Raw genomic sequence first — 23966 nt, 5'->3', positions numbered from 1 at the left:
GGATGAAACTTTTGCGCTATGGCCCGGCGGGCCGGGAAAAGCCGGGGCTGTTGGACGGCGAGGGCCGGATCCGCGACCTGTCGGCCCATGTCGCCGACATCGCCGGCGAGGCGCTGGGTCCCGAGGGGCTGGCGCGGATCGCGGCGCTGGACCTGGACGGGCTGCCCATCGTCTCGGGCCTGCCTCGGCTGGGGCCCTGCGTGGGTCAGGTGCCGAAATTCGTCGCCATCGGGCTGAACTATGCCGATCACGCCGCCGAGGCCGGGCTGCCGGTGCCGGCCGAGCCGGTGGTGTTCAACAAATGGACCAGCTGCATCAGCGGGCCGGACGACGACGTGCTGATCCCGCCCGGCGCGCAGAAGACCGACTGGGAGGTCGAGCTGGGCGTGGTCATCGGATCGCGCGCCAGCCAGGTTTCCGAGGCGGCGGCGCTGGAGCATGTCGCGGGCTATTGCGTGGTCAACGATGTCAGCGAGCGCGAATGGCAGGCCGAGCGCGGCGGCACCTGGGACAAGGGCAAGGGCTTCGACACTTTCGGGCCGATCGGCCCCTGGCTTGTCACCCGCGACGAGGTGCCCGACCCGCAGGCGCTGGAGCTGTGGCTGGAGGTGGACGGCCAGCGCCGCCAGCAGGGCTCGACCGCGACGATGATCTTCGGCGTGGCCGAGCTGGTCGCCTATTGCTCGCGGCTGATGACGCTGATGCCGGGGGATGTGATCACCACCGGCACGCCGCCCGGCGTCGGCATGGGCGCGCGGCCGCCGGTCTTCCTGAAGGGCGGCGAGGTGATGCGGCTGGGCATCGAGGGGCTGGGCGAGCAGCGCCAGAGGGTGCGGCGCAGCGACTGACGGCGCGGCCGCCCGGAGTATTTGGGAAACGGTGAAAGCGCCGCCGCGCCATTCCGGTCGCGGCGCGGCTGTCTTGGATATCCCGAGGTTGCGGGGGACCGGCGCCGGATGATGGGGTCTCGGCCGGGGCGGCGCCTTCAGGCTTCGGTGGCGAGCGTGTCGACGAGCGAATCGGTGCGGGTGAAGTAGTCGGGCGACAGCTGCAGCACGCCCTGCAGGTCCAGCAGCACCCGGCGCAGGTGCTGGCGGATCGCCCTCTCGGCCCGGTCGGCGTCCTGGGCGGCGATGGCCTCGGCCACGGCGTGATGCTGGGCCAGCATCGTGTCCCTGGGCGTCATCGCGGTCAGCAGGTGGCGGGCGCGGTCCAGGTGCATCTTGACCTGCTGCAGGTGGTTCCAGACCATGGCCTTGCCGGCGATCGCGGCCAGGGTGGCGTGGAATTCCTCGTCCAGCTGGGCCAGGGCGGCCGGGTCGGTTTCGGCTTCCTGCCGGGAGATCTGGGCAAAGAGCGCGCGATGATCCTGCGGCTGCGCCCGCGCCGCGGCCAGGCGCACGATGTCGGATTCGACCGATTCGCGGATGAAGCGGGTGCAAAGCACCCAGTCCATGTCGATGCGGGTGACGAAAGTGCCGCGCTGCGGCCGGACCTCCAGCAGGCCCTCGCCGGCCAGGCGGATGAAAGCCTCGCGCACCGGCTGGCGCGACAGCGTGTATTGGTCGGCGATCTCCTGTTCGGAGAGGCGGGTGCCGGGCGGCAGTTCGCCGCGGATGATGCGCTGGCGCAGCCGCGCGTGCAGTTGCGCCGCGAAGGGCGTCTGCGCCGGCGGGCCGGCGGCAAGGGGCTGGGTCGATGCGGGGTCCATGAATCCTCCCTGACCCGCATTAGTTCGGGATCTGACCTTGCGTCAACCTTGCGGGTCGCGGTGAAAGCTCATCGCCGTGGTCTGGCGGTAGAGCTGGCCCGGCTCGAGCCGCGCCGAGGGATAGTCGGCATGGTTGGGCGCATCCGGCCAGAGCTGCGATTCCAGCGCGATGCCGGCATGGCGGCCATAGGGCCGCCCGCCCAGCCCGGCCGCGCCGGGGGCGAGATGGTCGGCGGCATAGACCTGCAGCCCCGGCTCGGTCGAGCGCAGGCCCATCGTCAGCCCGCCCGCCTGCAGCACGGCCACCTTGCGCGGCAAGATCCGGCGCCCGGGCCCGACGCAAAGGTTGTGGTCGATGCGCGGCCCGTCCAGCCGCCCGCCCAGCATGACCGGGCTGCGGAAATCCAGATGCGTGCCCTGGACCGGGGCGGGGGCGCCCAGCGGGATCAGCTCTTCGTCCACGGGCAGGTAGGTCTCGGCCCGGATGGTCAGCCGGTGATCCGCCACCGTGTCCTTGCCGTCGAGGTTGAAATAGCTGTGCTGGGCGAAATTGCAGAAGGTGGCGTCGTCCGAGGTGGCCAGGATGGTCAGCATCAGAAGCGGGCCGGGCAGGATGGACCAGGTCGCCCGGATCAGCATGGCACCGGGAAAGCCCATATGCCCCGCCGGCAGGTAATCGGCCAGCGCCACCGAGCTTGCCTCGTGATCGGCCAGCATCCAGTTGCGCAGGCCGCAGCCGTCGCTGCCGCCATGCAGCATGTGGCGGCCGTCCTGGTTGCGGTCGAGCTGCAGCTCCTGCCCGTCGATCACGGCGCGGCCTTGCGCGATGCGGTTGGCGCAGCGCCCGACCACGGCACCGAAATAGCGGCCCTCGTCCAGATAGGGGTCGAGCCGGGGAAAGCCCAGCACCAGCGGATGTTCGACCCCGGCCAGCCGCAGGTCCTGCAACGAGGCGCCCAGCGTGATGACCGAGGCCGTCAGCCCATGGCCCGAGATCGTCGCCTGCATGACCGGCTGGCCGTCGGGAAGCGTGCCGAATTCCCGGACCGTCATGATCCGACCCGCGGTTCGGGACGGCCCGGGACGCCGGGGTCCAGAATCCAGGTGCGGCCGTCCTCGGGGCCGTGGCGGTTCTCGGCGGCGCTGGTCACGATCAGCTGCGCGAATCCGGGGCCGCCGAAAGCCGGGCAGCTGGGCTGGCTGGCGGGCAGGGTCAGGCGGCGAAGCAGGCGGCCGTCCGGCGCATGGCAGGCGACTGTGCCGCTGCCCCAGCGCGCGTTCCAGAACCGGCCCTGCGCGTCGGTGACGGCGCCGTCCGGGAACTGGTCGGTGCCGGTCAGGTCCAGAAAGACGCGGGGCTCGGCGCAGGGCCAGCCGCCTTCGTCCAGTTCCTGCGACCAGACGGTCTGGGCCGCGGTGTCGGCGAAATAGGCCAGACGGCCGTCGGGAGAAAAGCAGATCGCATTCGGGATGGACATGTTTCCCCGCAACAGGCGCAACTCTCCGCCAAGATAGCGATAAATCGCGCCCTTTCCAGCCCCTCCGTCGCGTGCCATGGTGCCGATCCAGAAGCCGCCGAAGGGATCGGCCCGCCCGTCGTTCGAGCGGTTGCCGGGCCGGTCGGCCTCCAGCGCGACCAGCCGCTCCTGCCGGCCGTCGCGCAGGTCGAAGCGGATCAGCGCCGTCTCGCTGGCGATCAGCAGGCGGTCGCGGTCGATCCAGCCGGCGGCCGAGACCATCTCGTCGAAGCGCCATTCCAGCCCGGCCCCGTTTTGCCGCGACAGCATCCTGCGGCCGAGGATGTCGAACCAGAAAGGCTGGGCGCGTAGCGGGTGCCAGAAGGCGCCTTCGCCCAAGGCGCAGATGCGCGGATCGAAGACCCGTGCGCTCATGCGCAAGCCCGCAGCGCCGCCACGATCGCGCGCGCGCGGGCGGCGACCGTCTCGGGGGCGTCGCCGGGGCGATAAAGCGCGCTGCCGATGCCGAAGCCCTGCGCGCCGGCCTGCAGCCATTCGGCGAAATTTTCCGGGCCGGCGCCGCCGACGGCATAGACGGGCAGGTCTTGCGGCAGCACGGCGCGCAGCGCCTTCAGCATGCCCGGGCCGGCCTGGTCGGCGGGAAACAGCTTCAGCCCGGTGGCGCCGGCGGCGATGGCGGCAAAGCATTCCGTGGCGGTATAGACCCCGGGCCAGGATTCCAGGCCGCGCGCCCGCGTCTCGCGGATCACCGCCGGGTCGGCATTGGGAGAGACGATCATCCGCCCGCCGGCATCCTCGACCTGGGCGACCTGTTCCGCCGTCAGCACCGTTCCCGCGCCGATGGTCGCCTGTCCGGCCAGCGCGGTCGCCATCAGCCGGATGCTGTCCAGCGGCTGGGGCGAGTTCAGCGGCACCTCGATGCGGTCGATGCCGGCCTCGAGCAGCGCGCGGCCGACGGGCAGGGCCTCGGCCGGGGTCAGGCCGCGCAGGATGGCGATGATGGGCTCGGTCATGTGTCCTCCGGCAGATCGCGGCTGGCGGCGGCAAGGCCGGCAAGGACCAGCGCCGCCCCGTCCTTGTGGCATGCCTGCGCGCCCGCGGCCAGCAGTAGGGCCTCGTAACGCCGCGCCAGATCCGGCGCGCCGACGATCACGGTCGGGCCATTCCGCCAGAAGTCGCGCGCGGCGGCGAGCTCGGCGCCGATCAGCAGGCCCGAGAGCCGCCCGGCCGCCCGTTCCGGCGCCAGATCCCGCAGCAGCGCGGCGGCGCGCAGGGCGAAAAGGCCCGATGGCGCGGCATGGGGATCGGCCAGCGCCTCGGCCCCGGCCTCGGCCATGGCTTCCGGGTCGGGCCGCGCCGCGCCGATGGTCAGCCGCAGCACCGACTGCCCGGCGAGCAGCGAGAAGAGCTCTCCGGTCAGGAAGGTGCGGAAGCCTTCCACCCGGTCCCGCGCCAAGCGGACCCATTTGCTATGCGTGCCGGGCAGGCAGAGCGAGCCCTCGAAACCGGGGTTTTCGGCCAGGAAGCCGGCGATCTGGGTTTCCTCGCCGCGCATGACGTCCGGCGGCTCGGCCTGCGACAGGCCGGGCAGGATGCGGACATCCAGCCGCGGGTCGCGGGCCGGGGCGCGGATGGCGCGGCACGGGTCGAGCGGCGGGCAGGGGGTGGCGCGGTATTCGGCCTCGGCCCAGCCGCCGCGGGCGCCGACCATGCCGCAGGCGACGACGCGCATCCGGCCCGCCGCGGGCAGCCAGTCGCCGATCAGGTCGAGCAGCGCCGGCTCGAACCCGGCCGGGCTCAGCCCGCCCATGCCGCGATCCGAGGCGCGGGCGTCCAGCGGCTGCGCGCCGCGCATGGCCCAGGCGCGCAGCCTTGTCGTTCCCCAGTCGACGGCGATCCAGTCGATGGCGGATCGTTCGGGCGTCACGACTTGCTCTTGTTCGAGACGTCGAAGATCACCGCGGCCATCAGCACCAGCCCCTTGATGACCTGCTGATAGTCGATGCCGATGCCCAGGATCGACATGCCGTTGTTCATCACCCCCATGATGAAGGCGCCGACCACCGCGCCGATCACCGTGCCGACGCCGCCGGCCATCGAGGCGCCGCCGATGAACACCGCCGCGATCACGTCCAGCTCGAAACCGACGCCGGCCTTGGGCGTGGCCGAGTTCAGCCGGGCCGAGACCACGATCCCCGCCAGCGCCGCCAGCATGCCCATGTTCATGAAGGTCAGGAACACCACCCGCTCGGCATTGATGCCCGAGAGCTTGGCGGCCTTGGCATTGCCGCCGATGGCATAGATGCGCCGGCCCAGCGTCGTGCGCTCGGAGATGAAAGCATAAAGCGCGACCAGCACCGCCATGACGATGAAGACGTTGGGCAGGCCGCGGAAATTCGCCAGGACCCAGCTCATCCAGACCAGAGCCATGAAGATCAGCGCGTTCTTGGCGGCGAAGAAGGCGAAGGGCTCGTCGGCGATGCCCACCGCCTCTTCGCGCTTGCGGCCGCGGATCTGCAGCCACAGGATCACCAGCGCCGCGCCCCAGCCCAGGATCAGGGACAGGGTGTTGGGCTTGTCCGGCCCGAACAGGTCCGGGATGAAGCCCGAGGCGATCATCTGGAAGCCGCGCGGGAAGGGGCCGATCGACTGGCCCTGCAGGATCCACATGGTCAGGCCGCGGAACACCAGCATCCCGGCCAGGGTGACGATGAAGCTGGGGATCTTCCAATAGGCGATCCAGTAGCCCTGGATGCCGCCGATGATCGCGCCGGCCGCCAGGCTCAGCACCACCACCACCGGGATCGGCAGGCCCATGCGCACCACCATCAGCGCCGCCAGCGCGCCGACGAAGGCCGCGACCGAGCCGACCGACAGGTCGATATGGCCCGAGACGATGACCAGGAGCATGCCGACCGCCATGATGACGATATGGCTGTTCTGCAGGAACAGGTTGGTCAGGTTCACCGGCCGGAACAGGATGCCGCCGGTCACCACCTGGAAGAAGGCCATGATGATGATCAGCGCGAAGAGGATGCCGTATTCGCGGATGTTGCGGCGGATGAAGCCGAAGGTGTCGCCGCGGCGTTCGGTGGTGGTGTCAGACATGGGCGGCCTCTGCCTCGATTTCCTCGGGGGTGACGGTTTCGTCGGTCAGGTCGTGGCCCGAGCGGATGATGACCTGCATGATGCGCTCCTGCGTGGCCTCGGCCGTCGGCATCTCGCCGACCAGCCGGCCCTCGTTCATCACCAGGATGCGGTCGGTGATGCCCAGAAGCTCGGGCATTTCCGAGGAGATCACGATGATCGACTTTCCGGCGGCGGCGAGGTCGCGGATGATGGTATAGATCTCGTATTTCGCGCCGACGTCGATGCCGCGCGTCGGCTCGTCCAGGATCAGGATCTCGGGCTCGGCGAACAGCCATTTCGCCAGCACTACCTTCTGCTGGTTGCCGCCCGAGAGGTTGACGGTCTTCTGCTCGACCGAGGGCGAGCGGATGTTGATGCGGCTCCGGTAATCGCGCGCCACCGCCCCCTCGCGCGCGCGGTCCACCACGCCGCGGGTCGAGATGCCCGCCAGGTTCGCCAGCGGGATGTTGCGGCGGATCGTGTCCTCAAGCACCAGGCCCAGCGACTTGCGGTCCTCGGTCACATGGGCCAGCCCGGCCTTGATGGCGCGCGGCACGGTGGAGAGGTCGACCGGCTTGCCGTGGATGCTGACCGAGCCGGACTTCCAGTCGCCCATCGAGCGGCCGAACAGGCTCATCGCCAGTTCGGTGCGGCCGGCGCCCATCAGCCCGGCGATGCCCAGCACCTCGCCGCGCCGCAGCTCGAAACTGGCGCGGTTGACCAGAAGCCGTCCCTCGCGCGCCGGGTCGGCGACGGTCCAGTCCCTGACCTGCATCACCACCTCGCCGACCCTGGGCTCGCGCGGGGGATAGCGGTCGTTCATCGCGCGGCCGACCATGTCGCGGATGATGCGCGATTCCTCGACCATGCCGTCGTGATGCGCCACCGTCGCGCCGTCGCGCAGCACGGTGATGCTGTCGCAGACCTGGCTGATTTCATTGAGCTTGTGCGAGATCAGGATCGCCGTCATGCCCCGGTCACGGAAACCGGCGAGCAGGCGCAGAAGCGCGTCGCTGTCGTTTTCGTTCAGGGACGAGGTCGGCTCGTCCAGGATCAGCAGGTCGACCTTTTTCGACAGCGCCTTGGCGATCTCGATCAGCTGCTGCTTGCCCATGCCAAGCTCGCCGACGCGGGTCTCGGGGCTTTCGCGCAGGCCGACCTGGGCCAGCAGTTCGGCGGTGCGGCGGTTGGTCTCGCGCCGGTCGATGACGCCGCGGGTCGCGATCTCGTTGCCCAGGAAGATGTTTTCGGCGATGGACATCTGCGGCACCAGCGCCAGCTCCTGATGGATGATGACGATGCCGCGGTCCTCGCTGTCCTTGATGTCGCGGAAGGCCATGGGCTGGCCGTCATAGAGGATCTCGCCCTGATAGCTGCCATGCGGATAGACCCCCGACAGCACTTTCATCAGCGTGGACTTGCCGGCGCCGTTCTCGCCCACCAGGGCGCGGATCTCGCCGCGCCGCACGGTCATGTTGACATTGTCGAGTGCCTTGACCCCGGGGAATTCCTTGGTGATCCCCCGCATTTCCAGAATGGCGTCCATCCCGGTCCCCCTTCTTAGGAAGCGCGCCGCCGGGCGGACCGGCGGCGCGCGCCAGGATCACTTGAGCTGGTCTTCGGTATAGTAGCCCGAGCCGACAAGAACCTCTTGCAGGTTTTTCTCGGTGACTGCGACGGGTTCCAGAAGGTAGCTGGGCACCACCTTGACGCCGTTGTCATAGCTTTCGGTGTCGTTCACCTCGGGCTCCTCGCCCTTCATCATCGCATCGACCATGCCGACGGTGACCTTGGCGAGTTCGCGGGTGTCCTTGAAGATGGTCGAATACTGCTCGCCCGCCAGGATCGACTTGACCGACTGCACCTCGGCGTCCTGGCCGGTGACGATGGGCATGGCCAGATCGCCCGAGCCGTAGCCGACGCCCTTCAGCGACGACAGGATACCGATGGACAGCCCGTCATAGGGCGACAGCACCCCGTTCACCTGCTTGTCGGTGTAGTTGGCCGACAGGATGTTGTCCATGCGCGCCTGGGCGGTGGCCGGATCCCAGCGCAGCGTGCCGACCTTGTCCATGCCCATCTGGCCCGAGGGGATCACCACCGAGCCGTCGTCGATCAGCGGCTGGATCACCGACATGGCGCCGTCGTAGAAGAAATAGGCGTTGTTGTCGTCGGGGCTGCCGCCGAACAGCTCGACGTTCCAGGGCTTCACCTCCGGGAAGCGTTCCTTCAGCCCCTCGACCAGGGTGGTGGCCTGCTCGACCCCGACCTTGAAATTGTCGAAGGTGGCGTAATAGTCGATATCGGGCGTGTCGCGGATCAGCCGGTCATAGGCGATGACCTTGATGTCGGCGGCCTTGGCATTGGCCAGGGCGTTGGACAGCGTGGTGCCGTCGATGGCGGCGATCACCAGCACGTCGACGCCCTTGGTGATCATGTTCTCGATCTGCGCCAGCTGGTTCGGGATGTCGTCGTCGGCATATTGCAGGTCGGTCTGGTAGCCCGCGTCCTGGAACTGCTTGACCATGTTGTTGCCGTCGTCGATCCAGCGCGCCGAGGTCTTGGTCGGCATCGAGATCCCGACCGTGCCCTCGGCCGCGGCGAGGCCGGGCAGCGAAAGCGTCGCCGCCGAGGCCAGAGCCAGGGCGTATTTCCTGAGGTTCGGCATGTTTCCTCCCTGTCGTCATTGTCCGGGTGGCGGCCGCCTCGACAGCCATGATCCAGCCGGTAGCTCCCCTTCGCGCGGGGCGCGGGATACGCGGTTCCGTCCGGCGATCCGCGCCATGGCGGCGGTCGCGATCCGCCTGCCTGACCGAGAGGCTAGACCCCGCCAATATGTCCGTCAATCATGCAGAAAGGCGGTTTGCATACCGGAATTGATATGATGGTTTGCGCCAACATACCGGAAGAGCGGCACCTCGCGGCCCGGCCGGGCGGATCAGGCGTCGGCATAAAGGTCGGACCAGTCGGGATGGCGCTGGAACTGGGCGCGCACATAGCTGCAGGCCGGCACGATCAGCACGCCGCGCGCCCGCGCATCCGCGACCAGGCGCTGGACCATGGCCGCGGCGGCGCCGCTGCCGCGCATGGCGTCGGGGGCATAGGTGTGGTCGGCGACGATGATGCCGGGGCCGCCGGCATGCCAGGTCAGCTCGGCCTCGCCCTCGATCGCGGGCAGGGTGGCGACATAGCGGCCCGAGCTGCCGTAATCCTCATGCGCGACATGAATGGTCGGTTGCACCATGGTTCCCTCCGTGGCTTTGCTGCCATAACGCATGGAGCGGCCGATCCGGTCCATCCCGCCGCCGATGCGACGCTGCGGCCGAAGCGGTTGGGTGCGGCTAGCGCGGCCGGGCGGGGCGCGGCTTGCGCCCTGCATGATGCGGATCGGGGTCAAGCGTCAGGGCCCGGCACAGTTCGGGCGAGAACGGGCCGGCGATGCGCTCCAGTTCGGCGATATCGACCTCGATCCCGCCCATGCCGTCCTTGACCGCGCGCAGCCCGGTGCGGTGCCAGCGCCCGCCCAGCCGCCGCTCGATCTCGAGGCAGTTCGAGCCGGAATCGAGCGGCAGGCGCAGATGCCGGTCAAGGCGCAGATAGAGCGGCGCGGCGGTTGTCGTGCCGCTGCGCGTCCGGCCTCCGACCAGGCGCAGGCCGCGATCGGCCTGGGGCCTGGCGTGCAGCGGCGGCTCGCCCAGCCCGATGGCCAGTTCGTCGAGCATCCGCCGCGAGATATAGCCGGGGATCGGGTCCAGCTCGGCGATGGCGGCGTTGATCGCCGGGCCAAGTCCTCCGGTCTGCAGCTCGGCGATCCGGGTCGAGCTGACCAGCACCGCCGCCAGCGCCGCCGAGGCGCGGGCCTCGGCATCGCCGGCCTGACCGGCGGGCGGGCCCGTGGCGATCAGCCCCTCGCCGCCGCCGACGGTGGGCGCCAGCCCGGTCTGGATCATCTCGCGCATGACGTCCTCAAGCCGGCTGAGCCGCTCGATCGCCTCGTCCATCGCGGCGCGGACCTCGTCCAGGCGCCGGGCACCCTCGGCCACGGGGCGGAGCCGGGAGACTCTGCCATTGCAGGGGCCGTTCGTCCCCGTGCTGCCAGCCGACTTCGTCATCCCGTTGAATCGCCAGTTTGACCGCGTGTTGGCGGCGATCCTATGCCCGCAAATCGTCCTTGGCCATAGAGTGATGCCGGGACCTGCGGCGGCCCGCTCAGGCGCGCTCGGAATACTCGAAAAGCTCGGTATTGACGACGATATCCTCGTCCGCGCCGACGAAGGGCGGGATCATGATGCGCAGCCCGTTGTCGAGGATCGCCGGCTTGAAGCTTTTCGCGGCGGTCTGGCCGTTCAGCACCGGCTCGGTCTCGGCCACGCGGCAGACCACCTTCTGCGGCAGGCGCAGGGACAGCGCCTCGTCGCCGTAATATTCCACCGCCGCGACCATGCCGTCCTGCAGGAAGGGGCGGCGGTCGCCCAGCAGGTCGGCGTCCAGCTCGGTCTGCTCGAAGGTCTCGCTGTCCATGAACACCAGCTTGCCGTCGGATTCATACAGGAATTGCTGGTCCTTGGTTTCCAGATGGACGTGGTCGACCTTGTCCTCCGAGCGGAAGCGTTCATTCAGCTTGCGCCCGTCGCGCAGGTTCTTCAGCTCGACCTGGGCGAAGGCGCCGCCCTTGCCGGGCTTGACGTGGTTCACCTTGACCGCCGCCCAGAGACCGCCGTCATGGTCCAGCACGAAGCCGGGCTTGATTTCATTGCCATTGATCTTGGCCATTCGGAATTGCCTTGAAAGGATTGGGGAATGCGCGGCGGCCCAGGGGGTTGAACCGCGATTGCCCGGACCTATATCCACTGCCGTGCCTCGTGGCAACCGAAAGGCGGTTTGCGCGTTGTCAAGGGCGCCCGGGCCTTTCCGCATGTCGCAAGATCGTTGCTTTTGGCGATTATTACGCGTATCTGCCGGGGCTTGCACGGCGTGCATGGCGGTCATGCGGCTGGAGGCATACCGAATCACGGCCCGGATCGGCTAAGCCGGCCAGCGCCGCCTATGAGGCAAAATGATGCAGCAACCTTGGCATGGGTCAAGGTGCGGGGGCACCGCAAGAAAAACAGGATAATGATGATGCGCGATTTCGTGGATGGCTCGGCTTTCAATTTTGAACAGGGACAGCGGGCCCGCAAGCTTTTTGCTGCCGTTGTGCTGGCTGCGCTGGACGATGCGATCGCCGATGACAAAAAATACGGCAACGGGCCCGATCAGATTGCACGTTGGGCACGCTCGCGCGATGGGCGCGAGGTTCTGTCCTGCGCCGGCATCGACCCGAACGAGCGCGTCGTGAAGGGGCTGATGGAATTCGTGGCCAAGGGCGTGCGCACCTCGGTCGCGCTGTCGCGCGAGGAAAGCGAGCGCCGCCACGCCGCGGAAGAGGCCGACGCGGCGTAACCGTCCCCGTCGCGCGCTGCATGGGCCGTCCCGCGGGGCGGCCTTTTTCGTTACTGAAACAGATACAGCGCCAGCGGCGCGATGATCGAGGTCAGCACCGCGTTCAGCCCCATGCCGATCCCGGCGAAGGCGCCGGCGGTCTCGTTCACCTGAAAGGCGCGGGCGGTGCCGATGCCATGCGCGGCCACGCCCAGCGAAAAGCCGCGCGCCCGCCAGTCGCGGATCCCCAGCGCATTCAGCAGCGGCGTGGCGATGATGGCGCCGAAGATGCCCGTGACCAGAACCAGGACGGCGGTGATCGTCGGCTCTCCGCCCAGCCCCTCGGCGATGCCGATGGCTACGGGCGCGGTGGTGGATTTCGGCGCCAGGCTGGCCAGCATCACCTCGGACAGCCCGAAAGCCTTGCCGATGGCCAGGGCCGAGACCACCGCCGTCACCGACCCCGCCAGCAGCGCCGCGACCAGCGGCAGGGCCGCCTTCCTGACCCGGCGCAGGTTGTCGTAAAGCGGCATTCCCAGCGCCACCGTGGCCGGGCCCAGCATGAAATGCACGAATTGCGCGCCCTCGAAATAGGTCTGGTAGCTGGTGCCGGTCAGCCCCAGCACGCAGGCCAGCAGGATCACCGCGCACAGCACCGGATTGGCCCAGCTTTGCCGGCCCATGGCGCGGAAGAAGCTGTCTCCCAGCCAATAGGCGATCAGCGTCGCCGTCAGCCACAGCAGCGGGCCCTGGGTCAGATAGCTCCAGATCAGCGCCGCGTCGGTCATTCCTCGGCCCCGCCCGTCCAGCGCACCACCGCGCGGAACACCAGCGCCCCCGCCGCGATGGCCAGCGCGGTCGAGACGGTCAGCGCCAGCGCCACTGCCAGCCCGTCGCTGCGGAACTGGCCCAGATGCGCCACCACGCCGACGCCCGCCGGCACGAAGAACAGCGACAGATGGCCCAGGATGCCGGTGACCACCGGGCGCAGCATCTCGGCCAGCGCCGGGCGCAGGCTGCAGGACAGCACCAGCAGCAGCAACCCCAGCACCGGGCCGGGCAGCAGCAGGCCCAGGCTGCGCGTGGCGACCTCGCCGATGAGCTGGAAGACCAGGATGATGGCAAGCGCGGGAATCATGCCGGCCAGATTAGCAGCGTATTTCTTGTGGTGAACCCTCAAATCTTGTGGATAACCGCCGAGAGCCCGCCATATCTGGGGGTTTGTGTTGACTTGAGACCCGGGATCGCCAAGAATCCCCGGCATCTGGACCTTCTTCGTGGACCCCTCGCATTGCGTTTCGACCGCCTGCGCCTCAATGGTTTCAAGAGCTTCGTGGACCCGACCGACCTGGTCATCCACGAGGGCCTGACCGGCGTGGTCGGCCCGAACGGCTGCGGCAAGTCGAACCTGCTGGAGGCGCTGCGCTGGGTCATGGGCGAAAACCGGCCCACCGCCATGCGCGGCGAGGGGATGGAGGACGTGATCTTTGCCGGCACCGCCCGGCGCTCCGCCCGCGCCCATGCCGAGGTCACGCTGACCATCGACAACAAGCAGCGCCTTGCCCCCGCCGGGCTGAACGACGCCGACACGCTGGACATCTCCCGCCGCATCACCCGCGACGCCGGTTCGGCCTATCGCATCAACGGGAAAGAGGTGCGGGCGCGCGACGTGCAGATGCTGTTCGCGGATGCCTCGACCGGGGCGCATTCGCCGGCGCTGGTGCGGCAGGGACAGATTTCCGAGCTGATCAACGCCAAGCCCAAGGCGCGCCGCCGGGTGCTGGAGGAGGCGGCGGGGATTTCCGGCCTCTACCAGCGCCGGCACGAGGCCGAGCTGAAGCTGAACGCGGCCGAGGCGAACCTGACCCGCGTCGACGACACGCTGGACCAGCTGTCCACCCAGGCCGCCAGCCTGGCCCGGCAGGCCCGCGCCGCCGCGCGCTATCGCGAGATCGGCGCCGCCCTGCGCCGGGCCGAGGGCGTGCTGCTTTATCGCCGCTGGGCCGAGGCCGACCAGGCCAAGGCAGGGACGGCCGAGGCGCTGCGGGCCGCGATCCGCGCCGCCACCGAGGCCGAGGCCCAGGCCCGCCACGCCATCGCCGCCCGCGAGGCGGCCGAGACGAAGCTGCCGCCGCTGCGCGAGGAAGAACAGGTCGCGAGCGCCATCCTGTCCCGCGCCACCGTCGAGCGCGAGGCGCTGGACGAGGCCGAGGCCCGCGCCGCCCAGGCGATCCAGACGCTTCTGGCGCGCATCGCCCAGCTCGACCGCGACATCGAGCGGGAATCGGCGCTGAACCGCGACGCCGGCGAGGTGATCGCGCGGCTGGAATGGGAAAGGCGTGAGCTGGAAAAGGCCGGGCAGGGCCATGACGAACGGCTGGAGGCCGCCGGCACCGCCGCCGAGGAAGCCGCCGAGGCGTTGCGCGAGGTCGAGGCCAAGCTGGCCGAGCTGACCGACGAATCCGCCCGCCTCGCCGCCCGTCACCAATCCGCCGAGCGGCTGGTCCACGACCTGCGGCAGATGCAGGACCGCGCCACCCGCGCTGCCGCCGAGGCCGAGGCGGCCGCCGCTCGCGCCGCCGAGGCCGGCACTGAGGCCGCGAGCGCCCGCGAAGCCGCCGAGGCGGCGCAGGAGGAAGCCCGCGACCGCGTCGAGCAGACCGAGGAGGCGCTGGCCGCGGCCGAGGAGGCCCGCGCCGCGCTGGAGGCCGAGGAATCCGCTGCCCGCTCGGCCCGCGCCGAGGCCGAGGGCGAGGTTTCGGCGCTGAATGCCGAGATGGCGGCGCTGAAGCGTCTGGTGGAACGCGGCAATAGCGGCGGCTCGATCCTGGATCTGGTGCGCGTGGCCCGCGGCTACGAGACCGCCTTCGGCGCGGCGCTGGGCGACGACCTGGGCGTGGGGCTGGCCGAGGACGGCTCGGGCTGGCACCGGCTGCCGGGCTATGACGCGCCGCAGCCGCTGCCGGCGGGCGCCGAGCCGCTGGCGCCGCATGTGGACGGCCCCGAGGCGCTGGCGCGGCGGCTGTCGCAGGTCGGGCTGGTCGCGGATGCGGAAATGGGCGCGGCGATGCAGGCGCAGCTCGCCCCCGGCCAGCGGCTGGTGACGCGGGACGGAGACCTGTTCCGCTGGGACGGCATGCGGGTGATGGCGGGCGAGGCGGCCTCCTCGGCCGCGCTGCATCTGCAAAAGGTCAACCAGCTGGTCGAGCTGACCGAACATGTCGAGACCGCGCAGGCCCGCGCCGAGGATGCGCAGGCCGCGCATCAGGCGCTGCGCGACCGCCACCTGGCCGCGACCGAGGCCGAGAAGCGCGCCCGCGATGCCCGGCGCGAGGCCGAGCGTGGGCTGTCGGATGCCGTGCGCGCCGTGACCCGCGCCGAATCCGAGCTGTCGATGGCGCAAAGCCGCGCCGAATCGGCCCGCGCCGAACTGGCCCGGCATCGCGAGGATGCGCTGGACGCCCGCGCCCGGCTGGCCGAGGCCGAGCGGGCGCTGGCCGAACTGCCCGATCGCGGCGCCGCGGCCTCGGCGCTGGACCATGCCCGCATGGGCGTCGAGGCGGCGCGCATCGCCACCCTGACCCGGCGCGGCGCGCTGGACGAGCTGCGGCGCGAGGCGAATGCCCGCACCAAGCGCCTGCAAGAGATCGCCAAGGAGGAATCCGGCTGGCGCCTGCGGCTGGATCAGGCCGGCACCCGTGCCGCCGAACTCGCCGCCCGTCGCGACCAGGCCGCGGCCGATCTGGAGGAGGCCGAGGCCCAGCCCGAGATCCTCGCCGAGCGCCGCGAGGTGCTGACCGAGGCCGAGGCGCAGGCCGCCGACCGGCTGGCCCGCGCCCGCGATGCGCTGTCCGCCGCCGATCAGGCGCTGCGCCTTGCCGCCGAGGCCGAGCGCGAGGCCGAGCGCGCCGCATCCGATGCGCGCGAGAGCCGCGCCGCCCGCGAGGCCCGCGCCGAGGCCGCCATCGAGGCCGAAGCCGCCGCCCGCCTGCGCATCCATGAGGAGCTTGAGGCCACGCCCGAGGCGCTGCTGGAATTCCTGGGCGAGGTCGAGGAGATCGCCGCCGAGGCGCTGGAGGAGCAGATCGCCCGGCTGCGCCAGAGCCGCGACGCGCTGGGGGCCGTGAACCTGCGCGCCGAGGAGGACAAGCGCGAGCTGGAGACCGAGCGCGACCGGCTGGGCGCCGAGAAAGAGGACTTGACCGAGGCGATCCGCAAGCTGCGCCAGGGCATCGGCAGCCTGAACCGCGAGGGGCGCGAGCGGCTGCTTTCGGCCTTCGACACGGTGAACGCCAATTTCACCACGCTGTTCACGCATCTGTTCGGCGGCGGCGAGGCGCGGCTGGTGCTGGTCGAATCCGACGACCCGCTGGAGGCGGGGCTGGAGATCATGTGCCAGCCGCCGGGGAAAAAGCTCAGCACCCTCAGCCTGCTCTCGGGCGGAGAGCAGACGCTGACGGCGCTGGCGCTGATCTTCGCGGTCTTTCTCGCGAACCCCGCGCCGATCTGCGTGCTGGACGAGGTGGACGCGCCCCTGGACGACGCCAACGTCACCCGATTCTGCGACCTGATGGACGAGATGACGCGGCGCACCGACACCCGCTTCCTTGTGATCACCCACCACGCCGTCACCATGTCGCGCATGGACCGGCTGTTCGGCGTGACCATGGTCGAGCAGGGGGTCAGCCAGCTGGTCAGCGTCGACCTGAAGCGCGCGGAAGCTCTGGTGGCCTGACGCGCGACGCGGTAATCAGCGCGCAATTCCGTGACGGAGAAGATGATGCGAACCCTGGTTCCCCTTGTGCTGGCGGCGCTGATGCAGGCGCCCGCCGCGCAAGCGCAGGTCGTGGGCGACCCCGAGGCGATCCTGCTGATGATGCAGGATTTCGGCCTGCCTGCGACGCTTTCGACCGATGCGGTGGGCGACCCGCTGATCGAAAGCCGCATCGACGGCACCAGGTTCTCGGTCTATTTCTACCATTGCGAAAAGCTCTGCGCCGCGATCCAGTTCTCGGCCGGCTTCGACCTGGACGAGCCGATGTCCGAGACGATGGCCAATCGCTGGAACCGAGAAAAGCGTTTCGGCAAGGTCTATCTGGACGAGACCGGCGACCCTTTCGTGGAAATGGATATCGGGGTTGCGGAGGACGGCATCGGACGCAAGAATTTCGACGATGCGCTGGACACCTGGCGCATCGTGCTGAGCGATTTCCGCGATTTCATCGACTGGTAGGAGGATAGCATGTCCATCGAGACGAAACTGGCAGAGCTGGGGATCACGCTGCCCGACGCGCCGGCCCCGGCGGCGAATTACGTGCCCTATGTGATCACGGGCAACCTGCTGTTCGTTTCGGGCCAGATCAGCCCGGCCAAGGGCCGCCTGGGCGCCGACCTGGCGGTCGAGGAGGGGGCCGAGGCGGCGCGCGGCTGCGGCCTGGCGCTCTTGGCGCAGGCGCGGGCGGCGCTGGGGTCGCTGGACCGGGTGGTGCGGGTGGTCAAGCTGACCGGCTTCGTCAACTCGACGGCCGAATTCACCGACCAGCCCGAGGTGATCAACGGCTGCTCGAACCTGATGGTCGAGGTCTTCGGCGACAAGGGCCGCCATGCCCGCGCCGCCGTCTCGGCCCCGGCCCTGCCGCGCGGCGTCGCGGTCGAGGTCGAGGCGATCTTCGAGTTCGCCTGATGGGCCTTCACCCGGATTTCCTGCGCCTGCCCGTCGCCCATCGCGGGCTGCACGGGCCGGGCGTGCCGGAAAACAGCATGGCGGCGTTCCGCGCCGCCATCGCCGCCGGCTACGGCATCGAATGCGACATCCAGCGCGCGTCGGACGGCACCGCGCTGGTGTTTCACGACGACGACCTGCCGCGCCTGACCGGGGCCGAGGGGCTGGTCAGCGCCCTGGGCATCGACGCGCTGTCCATGCTGCGCATCATGGGCACCGAGGAGCATATCCCGACGCTGGCCGAACTGCTGGACGAGGTCGCGGGCCGGGTGCCGCTGCTGATCGAGATCAAGGACCAGAGCATGCGTTCCTCGGCCGAGGTGGGCGATCTGCAGGCCGAGGTGGCGCGGCTGCTTTCCGGCTATGACGGGCCGGTCGCGGTCATGTCCTTCAACCCGCATGCGGTGGCGGCCTTCCATGCCGCGGCGCCCGGGGTGACGGTGGGGCTGACCACTTGCGGCTACGAGGCCGGGGACTGGCCGATGCTGGACGACGCCACGCGCGCGCATCTGGCGGCCATCGGCGATTTCGACCGGGTGGGGGCCAGCTTCATCTCGCATGACCGCAGGGATCTGGGCAATCCGGCGGTGGCGGCGCTGAAGGCGCGCGGCGTGCCGGTGCTGTGCTGGACCGTGCGCTCGACCGCCGCCGAGGCCGAGGCGCGCCGCGTCGCCGACAATATCACATTCGAGCATTACCTGCCCGCCAAGCCCTGACAATCGCCGCGCCCGCGCCTATGTTTCCCGCCATGAGCGAGCTTGCCGTTTCCGTCCTGCCTGCGATTTCCGGGATCGACGCCGCCGAATGGGACGGCTGCGGGGCCGACGCCAACCCCTTCACCACGCATCGCTTCCTGTCGGCGCTGGAGGAATCCGGCTCGGTCGGCGAAGAGGCCGGCTGGCACCCGAGCCATCTGGTCGCCCGGCTGGACGGCGCGGTGGCGGGCGTCGCGCCTTGCTATGTCAAGACCCACAGCCAGGGCGAATATATCTTCGACCACGGCTGGGCGCAGGCCTATGAGCGGGCGGGCGGGCGCTATTACCCCAAGCTGCAATGCGCCGTGCCCTTCACCCCGGTCACCGGGCCGCGGCTGATCGCGCCCAGCCCGGCGGTGCAGCGCGGGCTGCTGGCGGCCATGGCGCAATTCGCGCAGCAATCGGGCCTGTCGGGCGCGCATGTGACCTTCTGCAGCGAGGCCGAGGCCGAGCTGGGCGAGGCGGCCGGCTTCCTGCCCCGCGCCAGCGAGCAGTTCCACTGGCTGAACCAGGGCTATGCGACCTATGACGACTTCCTGGCGCAGCTGTCCTCGCGCAAGCGCAAGGCCCTCCGCAAGGAACGCGAGCGGGCGCAGGCTTTCGGCGGCAGCATCCGCAGCCTGACCGGGGACCAGATCCGGCCCGGGCATTGGGACGCCTTCTGGCGCTTCTATCAGGATACCGGCGGGCGCAAATGGGGCCGGCCCTACCTGACCCGCGCCTTCTTCGACATCCTGCACCACACCATGCGCGACGATTGCCTGCTGGTCCTGGCCGAGCGCGAGGGCCGGCCCATCGCCGGGGCGCTGAACCTGATCGGGCGGGATGCGCTTTACGGCCGCTATTGGGGCTGCGTCGAGGACCACCCCTTCCTGCATTTCGAACTGTGCTATCACCAGGCCATCGACTGGGCCATCGCCCATGGCCTGTCCCGCGTCGAGGCCGGGGCGCAGGGCGAGCACAAGCTGGCGCGCGGCTACATGCCCAGCCAGACCCATTCGCTGCATTGGGTGGCGGACCCGGGCTTCAGGAAGGCCATCGCCGACTACCTGCGGCGCGAGCGTCAGGCGGTCGGCCAGGAGATGGCCTTCATGGCCGAGATGGGCCCGTTCCGGCGCGGCTAGGACCGCTTGACCAGCCGGAACGCGGCCGAGGCGCCCCAGCCCGCCGCCACCGCGATGGCCAGCGACATGATGCCGTAGATGAAGGGCTGTCCCAGCGCCAGGCGATAGAGCCAGCGTTCCAGCCCGACCTTGCGCACCTCGATCGGGGCGCGGAAGGTGTCGATGACCTTGCCGTCGCGCAGCAGGAAGATGCGGGTGCTGTAATAGCCCTCGATCAGATTGGCGGGCAGGCGGACATCGGCGCGGAACAGCGTCTGCTCGGCCAGCCGCACGGCGCCGTCGTCCTGGCGATACAGGTCGGCGGCGCGGCGCAGGCGGATCAGCGCCTCGGTATAGGGCACGGCGTCCTCGACCTCCATCGGCCCGGCAAAGGCCCGCATCGCCAGCGGGATCGAGACGCGGTAGCGCTGGTCCTCCTCGGGGGTCAGGATCAGGTGCAGCGGGCGGGTCGAGGCCACGACATAGAAGCTGGGCGCCGAGCCGATGCTGACCCGGCCGGTGTTGATCCAGATCCCCAGCCGGCGCTCCTTGTGCCGCACGGTCAGGGCCTGGGACGGCCCCTCGACCACGACGATCACGTCCAGCGGCTCGCCCTGCGGAATGCGGGATTCGCGCTTGATGGCGCCGTAGATGATGATCTCGGAGCCGTCGAAGCTGGTGGTGATGTCTACGTCGTCGCGCGACAGGCCGGCGACGATCTGCTCGGACGGCAGAGCAGGGGAGGGCAGGGCAGGGGGCGGCTGCTGCGCGGCCAGCGGCAGGGCCAGCAGCATCAGGGCCAGCAGCGGGGCAAGCGCGCGTCTCATCGCAGGATCCCCGGCGTGATCGAGTACAGCTCGTCCGGGCGCAGGAACAGGTCCAGCGCCAGCTTGCCGCAGACCGCCAGCACCAGAAGCGCCAGCAGGATGCGCAGCTGCTCGGCCCGCAGCCGCGCGCCCAGATGCGTGCCGATCTGCGCCCCGGTGACCCCGCCCACGATCAGCAGCACCGCCAGCATCACATCCACCGTGTTCGACGAGACGGCATGCATCAGCGTGGTATAGGCCGACAGGAAGGTGATCTGGAACAGCGAGGTGCCGATGACCACCTTGGTCGGCATGCCCAGCAGATAGATCATCGCCGGCACCATGATGAAGCCGCCGCCCACGCCCATCAGCGCGCCCAGCACGCCGACGGCCGCCCCGACCAGCAGCACCGGAATGGCGCTGATATACAGGCCCGAGGCGCGGAACTTCATCTTCAGCGGCCATTTGTGCACCCAGCCGTGCTGGTGGCGGCGCATCGGCTTGATCGGCCCGCTGCGGCGCGCGCGGTGCAGCGCCCGCAGGCTTTCCTGCAGCATCATCGCGCCGATCAGGCCCAGGAAGATCACGTAGCAGAGCTGCACCACCAGATCGACCTGGCCCAGCCGCGACAGCATGTTGAACAGCAGCACCCCCGCGGACGAGCCGACCAGCCCGCCCGCCAGCAGCACCCAGCCCATGCGGAAGTCGACGGTCTTGCGCTTGACATGCGCCAGCACGCCGGAAAAGGACGAGGCCACGACCTGGTTGGCGCCGGTCGCCACCGCGATGGCCGGCGGAATGCCGATGAAGAACAGCAGCGGCGTGATCAGGAAACCTCCGCCCACGCCGAACAGGCCGGACATCAGCCCGACAATGCCGCCGAGTCCGATCAGCACCAGCGCGTTGACCACCACCTCGGCAATGGGAAGATAGATCTGCATGTCCTGCCCGGCTTATTGCCTTGTCTCGATGCTGCCCCGGCAACAGCCCGGCGTCAAACGCTTCCGTGGCCCTTCGAGCGGGTTGTCGCAAGGCTGTGGCGCGGATAAAGCATGAGGGGACGGGCAGATAACGGCAAGGGCGCGGGCGGCGCGAGACGTGGCCCCGCGCGGCGGCCGGACAGGGACGGATATGCGCATTCTGATCACCAATGACGACGGCATCAACGCGCCGGGACTCGAGGCGCTGGAGGCCATCGCGGCCGAGGTCGCGGGCCCGGGGGGCGAGGTCTGGACCGTCGCCCCCGCCTTCGAGCAGTCGGGCGTCGCGCATTGCATCAGCTATGTCCATCCGACGCTGATCGCCGAGCTGGGGCCGCGCCGCTTCGCCGCCGAGGGCACGCCGGCCGATTGCGTCCTGGCCGCCATCGCCGACGTGATGCGCGAGAGCCCGCCGGACCTGGTGCTGTCGGGCGTGAACCGCGGCAACAATTCGGGCGAGAACGTGATGTATTCCGGCACGGTCGGCGGCGCCATGGAGGCGGCGCTGCAGGGCCTGCCCGCCATCGCCCTGTCGCAATACATGGGCCAACGCACCGCCGTGCTGGACGATCCGTTCCAGGCGGCGCGCGCGCACGGGCCGCGGCTGATCCGGCAATTGCTGGATTACGGCGACTGGACCTCGGACGAGGATTTCCGGCTGTTCTACAATATCAACTTCCCGCCCTGCGACGCGGCTTCGGTCAAGGGCACGCGCGTCGCGCCCCAGGGCCGCCGTCAGGGCGTGCGCTTCGAGGTCGAGCCCTATCACGCGCCGAACGGCCGGCGGTTCCTGTGGGTGCTGGGCGGCTCGCAGACGGCGCAGGCCACGCCGGAGAGTGACGTGGACGCGAATATGCGCGACTATATCTCGCTGACGCCGATGCGGCCGGACCTGACCTGCCACAAGACCCTGGCCGAGCTGCGCGGCGTGCTGGAGGAGGGCTGAACCTGGGCATGAGCGACGATCCCGAGACGGCCGAACGCAAGATGCGCTTCCTGTTCGCGCTGCGGCAGCGCGGGGTCACCGATCCGCGCGTGCTCGAGGCGATGGAGCGCATCGACCGCGGCGAATTCGTCCGCGGCCACTTCGAGGATCGCGCCTATGACGACACGCCGCTGCCCATCCCCTGCGGCCAGACCATCAGCCAGCCCTCGGTCGTGGGGCTGATGACCCAGGCGCTGGAGGTCGGGCCGCGCGACAAGGTGCTGGAGATCGGCACCGGCTCGGGCTACCAGGCGGCGGTCCTGTCGCTGCTCTGCCGGCGGGTCTATACCATCGACCGCCACCGCCGGCTGGTGGCCGAGGCCGAGGCGCTGTTTCGCGACCTGGGCCTGACCAACATCACCGCGCTGGTCGCGGACGGCTCGCGCGGGCTGCCCGAGCAGGCGCCCTTCGATCGCATCATGGTGACGGCGGCGGCCGAGGATCCTCCGGGCCCGCTCTTGGCGCAGTTGAAGATCGGCGGTATCATGGTGGTGCCGGTCGGGCAGTCGGATGCGGTGCAGACGCTGATCCGCGTGCGCCGCGGCGAAAACGGCTTTGACTATGACGAATTGCGGCAGGTGCGCTTCGTGCCGCTGGTCGAGGGGTTGGGACAGACATGACCCCCGGCCGTCCAGAGTGAGGAACGGGCAGATGATCAAGATCAGGCAGTTGGCCATGGCCGCCGGCGCCGCGGCGATTCTGGCGTCCTGCGGGCCGCAGGGCGGCCTGGATTTAAGCAATTTCGACCCCGACCTGCGCGGCTGGGGCGGCGGCGGGCTGGACACCGCCGGGGCGGCGGCACGCGCCCAGCCCCGCCCGGCCCCGGACCAGCGCGGGGTGATCTCCTATCCCGGCTATCAGGTCGCCATTGCGCGGCAGGGCGACACCGTGGCCACCATCGCCGCCCGGCTGGGCCTGAATGCGGCCGAACTGGCCAGCCACAACGCCATCGGCGCCAATACCGTGCTGAACCCGGGCGCGGTGGTCGCGCTGCCGCGCCGGGTCGCGGGCGGCGCCCCGGCGGCGGTCGCCTCCTCTACCGGGCAGGTCAGCGATCCCTTTGCCGGCCAGGGCATCAGGCAGCCGGACGTGCCCCCGGCCGGGGCGGGGGCGGTGACCAGCACCACGCTGCCGGCGTCGAGCCAGCCCAGGCAGCATGTCGTCGCGGCCGGAGAGACGGCCTGGTCCATCGCCCGCAAATACAACGTCTCGGCCAACGATCTGGCGCAGTGGAACGGTCTGTCGCAGAACATGGCCCTGCGCATCGGCCAGCGCCTGCTGATCCCGGTCGCCGGACAGGCCCCGTCGGCCACGGCGGTCGTCACCGCGCCGGGCAGCGGCAGCCCGACGCCGCGCCCGCCCTCTTCGGCCCAGCCGCTGCCGAACGAGCAGACGAAACCCGTCGCCAGCCCGGTGGACAAGCCGGCCAGCCCCGATCTGGGCAAGACCCGCACCGCTGCCTCGGGCAGCGGCAGGTTCCGCATGCCCGCCGACGGTGCCATCATCCGCCCCTATCAGAAGGGCAAGAACGACGGCATCGACATCTCGGCGGCGCCGGGCAGCACGGTTTCGGCCGCCGGCAGCGGGACGGTTGCCGCGATCACCCGCGACACCGACCAGGTGCCGATCATCGTGGTGCGGCACGACGGCAATCTGATGACCGTCTATGCCGGGCTGGACGATGTGGCCGTCAGCAAGGGCCAGGCGGTCAGCGCCGGCACCCCCCTGGGCAAGACCCGCAGCCAGGGCGTCGTCCATTTCGAGGTCCGCAACGGTTTCGACAGCGTCGATCCCGAGAGATACCTGAACTAGGACGAGCCGGGCTTCCGCCGCGGAATCCGCCGGCTGCGATGCCGGGGCATGGCGCCGGCCGGTC

The 23966-nt window shown here is 69.9% G+C and carries 25 protein-coding genes; 10 read left to right on the top strand and 15 right to left on the bottom strand.

Going from position 1 to position 23966, the window contains the following annotated elements; translation table 11 throughout:
- Positions 1–2: 2 nt before the first annotated feature.
- Positions 3–848, top strand: coding sequence for an ureidoglycolate lyase (locus PARJ55_RS0103150; protein ID WP_028711678.1), 846 nt, complete (start codon positions 3–5; stop codon positions 846–848).
- A 137-nt stretch (positions 849–985) separates the two neighbouring features.
- Here PARJ55_RS0103150 and PARJ55_RS0103145 read toward each other — a convergent pair whose 3' ends face one another.
- The 11 genes from PARJ55_RS0103145 to efp form a co-directional block, all read right to left on the bottom strand.
- Positions 986–1711: a GntR family transcriptional regulator gene (locus PARJ55_RS0103145; protein ID WP_028711677.1), complete on the bottom strand. Its 726-nt coding sequence runs from the start codon at positions 1709–1711 to the stop codon at positions 986–988.
- A gap of 42 nt (positions 1712–1753) precedes the next feature.
- Positions 1754–2764 carry an aldose epimerase family protein gene (locus PARJ55_RS0103140; RefSeq protein WP_028711676.1) on the bottom strand — a complete coding sequence of 337 codons (1011 nt, stop codon included), beginning with the start codon at positions 2762–2764 and terminating at the stop codon, positions 1754–1756.
- Complete coding sequence (locus PARJ55_RS0103135) at positions 2761–3603, bottom strand: SMP-30/gluconolactonase/LRE family protein (RefSeq protein WP_028711675.1); 843 nt, start codon at positions 3601–3603, stop codon at positions 2761–2763. Before PARJ55_RS0103135 ends, PARJ55_RS0103140 begins: the two co-directional genes overlap by 4 nt.
- Positions 3600–4202, bottom strand: a complete 603-nt coding sequence (locus tag PARJ55_RS0103130; protein WP_028711674.1) for a 2-dehydro-3-deoxy-6-phosphogalactonate aldolase — start codon at positions 4200–4202, stop codon at positions 3600–3602. The genes PARJ55_RS0103135 and PARJ55_RS0103130 overlap by 4 nt, the downstream gene beginning before the upstream one ends.
- A complete protein-coding gene (locus PARJ55_RS0103125; protein WP_028711673.1) occupies positions 4199–5116 on the bottom strand; it encodes a 2-dehydro-3-deoxygalactonokinase in 918 nt (305 codons plus the stop codon). Before PARJ55_RS0103125 ends, PARJ55_RS0103130 begins: the two co-directional genes overlap by 4 nt.
- A complete protein-coding gene (gene mmsB / locus PARJ55_RS0103120) occupies positions 5113–6297 on the bottom strand; it encodes a multiple monosaccharide ABC transporter permease (RefSeq protein WP_028711672.1) in 1185 nt (394 codons plus the stop codon). The genes PARJ55_RS0103125 and mmsB overlap by 4 nt, the downstream gene beginning before the upstream one ends.
- Positions 6290–7864: a multiple monosaccharide ABC transporter ATP-binding protein gene (mmsA, locus tag PARJ55_RS0103115; RefSeq protein ID WP_028711671.1), complete on the bottom strand. Its 1575-nt coding sequence runs from the start codon at positions 7862–7864 to the stop codon at positions 6290–6292. The genes mmsB and mmsA overlap by 8 nt, the downstream gene beginning before the upstream one ends.
- 57 nt (positions 7865–7921) lie before the next feature.
- A complete protein-coding gene (gene chvE / locus PARJ55_RS0103110) occupies positions 7922–8986 on the bottom strand; it encodes a multiple monosaccharide ABC transporter substrate-binding protein (RefSeq protein WP_028711670.1) in 1065 nt (354 codons plus the stop codon).
- A gap of 270 nt (positions 8987–9256) precedes the next feature.
- Positions 9257–9562: a GNAT family N-acetyltransferase gene (locus PARJ55_RS0103105; protein WP_028711669.1), complete on the bottom strand. Its 306-nt coding sequence runs from the start codon at positions 9560–9562 to the stop codon at positions 9257–9259.
- A gap of 97 nt (positions 9563–9659) precedes the next feature.
- Positions 9660–10361, bottom strand: coding sequence for a hypothetical protein (locus tag PARJ55_RS0103100; protein WP_028711668.1), 702 nt, complete (start codon positions 10359–10361; stop codon positions 9660–9662).
- Positions 10362–10527: 166 nt separating this feature from the next.
- Positions 10528–11091: an elongation factor P gene (efp, locus tag PARJ55_RS0103095; protein WP_028711667.1), complete on the bottom strand. Its 564-nt coding sequence runs from the start codon at positions 11089–11091 to the stop codon at positions 10528–10530.
- Between the two features lie 348 nt (positions 11092–11439).
- Between efp and PARJ55_RS0103090 the strand changes: the two genes are divergently transcribed.
- Positions 11440–11760, top strand: a complete 321-nt coding sequence (locus tag PARJ55_RS0103090) for a DUF6280 family protein (RefSeq protein WP_024842734.1) — start codon at positions 11440–11442, stop codon at positions 11758–11760.
- 50 nt (positions 11761–11810) lie between these two features.
- On the opposite strand, the gene PARJ55_RS0103085 is transcribed toward PARJ55_RS0103090, so the two are convergent.
- Together PARJ55_RS0103085 and PARJ55_RS0103080 are read right to left on the bottom strand one after the other, a co-directional pair.
- Positions 11811–12527 carry an LrgB family protein gene (locus tag PARJ55_RS0103085; protein WP_028711666.1) on the bottom strand — a complete coding sequence of 239 codons (717 nt, stop codon included), beginning with the start codon at positions 12525–12527 and terminating at the stop codon, positions 11811–11813.
- The gene (locus PARJ55_RS0103080) at positions 12524–12877 is read right to left on the bottom strand and encodes a CidA/LrgA family protein (RefSeq protein ID WP_028711665.1); all 354 of its coding nucleotides are present in this window, start codon (positions 12875–12877) and stop codon (positions 12524–12526) included. Before PARJ55_RS0103080 ends, PARJ55_RS0103085 begins: the two co-directional genes overlap by 4 nt.
- Positions 12878–13030: 153 nt before the next feature.
- Here PARJ55_RS0103080 and PARJ55_RS0103075 point away from each other — a divergent pair, with 153 nt between their 5' ends.
- From PARJ55_RS0103075 to PARJ55_RS0103055, 5 genes are read left to right on the top strand one after another with little or no spacing between them, the layout of a single operon-like run.
- A complete protein-coding gene (locus PARJ55_RS0103075) occupies positions 13031–16474 on the top strand; it encodes a chromosome segregation SMC family protein (protein ID WP_028711664.1) in 3444 nt (1147 codons plus the stop codon).
- Positions 16475–16519: 45 nt separating this feature from the next.
- A complete protein-coding gene (locus PARJ55_RS0103070; protein WP_028711663.1) occupies positions 16520–16972 on the top strand; it encodes a YbjN domain-containing protein in 453 nt (150 codons plus the stop codon).
- A gap of 9 nt (positions 16973–16981) precedes the next feature.
- Positions 16982–17422 carry a RidA family protein gene (locus PARJ55_RS0103065; protein WP_028711662.1) on the top strand — a complete coding sequence of 147 codons (441 nt, stop codon included), beginning with the start codon at positions 16982–16984 and terminating at the stop codon, positions 17420–17422.
- Positions 17422–18177: a glycerophosphodiester phosphodiesterase family protein gene (locus tag PARJ55_RS0103060; RefSeq protein WP_028711661.1), complete on the top strand. Its 756-nt coding sequence runs from the start codon at positions 17422–17424 to the stop codon at positions 18175–18177. The genes PARJ55_RS0103065 and PARJ55_RS0103060 overlap by 1 nt, the downstream gene beginning before the upstream one ends.
- A gap of 32 nt (positions 18178–18209) precedes the next feature.
- Positions 18210–19340, top strand: a complete 1131-nt coding sequence (locus PARJ55_RS0103055; protein WP_028711660.1) for a GNAT family N-acetyltransferase — start codon at positions 18210–18212, stop codon at positions 19338–19340.
- Here PARJ55_RS0103055 and PARJ55_RS0103050 read toward each other — a convergent pair.
- Together PARJ55_RS0103050 and PARJ55_RS0103045 are read right to left on the bottom strand one after the other, a co-directional pair.
- Positions 19337–20146 (bottom strand): TIGR02186 family protein, encoded by an 810-nt coding sequence (locus tag PARJ55_RS0103050; RefSeq protein ID WP_028711659.1) that lies wholly within the window; start codon positions 20144–20146, stop codon positions 19337–19339. The two genes, PARJ55_RS0103055 and PARJ55_RS0103050, sit on opposite strands and share 4 nt — an antisense overlap.
- The gene (locus PARJ55_RS0103045; RefSeq protein ID WP_028711658.1) at positions 20143–21066 is read right to left on the bottom strand and encodes a sulfite exporter TauE/SafE family protein; all 924 of its coding nucleotides are present in this window, start codon (positions 21064–21066) and stop codon (positions 20143–20145) included. The genes PARJ55_RS0103050 and PARJ55_RS0103045 overlap by 4 nt, the downstream gene beginning before the upstream one ends.
- A gap of 190 nt (positions 21067–21256) precedes the next feature.
- On the opposite strand from PARJ55_RS0103045, the gene surE reads away from it, so the two are divergent.
- The 3 genes from surE to PARJ55_RS0103030 are packed head-to-tail and all read left to right on the top strand — an operon-like array spanning position 21257 to position 23902.
- Positions 21257–22051 (top strand): 5'/3'-nucleotidase SurE, encoded by a 795-nt coding sequence (surE, locus tag PARJ55_RS0103040; RefSeq protein WP_028711657.1) that lies wholly within the window; start codon positions 21257–21259, stop codon positions 22049–22051.
- Positions 22052–22059: 8 nt separating this feature from the next.
- On the top strand, positions 22060–22710 hold the full coding sequence (locus PARJ55_RS0103035; protein ID WP_028711656.1) for a protein-L-isoaspartate(D-aspartate) O-methyltransferase: 651 nt from the start codon (positions 22060–22062) through the stop codon (positions 22708–22710).
- A 31-nt stretch (positions 22711–22741) separates the two neighbouring features.
- Positions 22742–23902 (top strand): LysM peptidoglycan-binding domain-containing protein, encoded by a 1161-nt coding sequence (locus PARJ55_RS0103030; RefSeq protein ID WP_028711655.1) that lies wholly within the window; start codon positions 22742–22744, stop codon positions 23900–23902.
- The last annotated feature ends 64 nt before the right edge of the window (positions 23903–23966 follow it).

It is taken from the genome of Paracoccus sp. J55, assembly GCF_000513975.1.
Taxonomy (GTDB): Bacteria; Pseudomonadota; Alphaproteobacteria; order Rhodobacterales; family Rhodobacteraceae; genus Paracoccus.
This window is presented reverse-complemented; position numbering and strand designations above follow the sequence as displayed.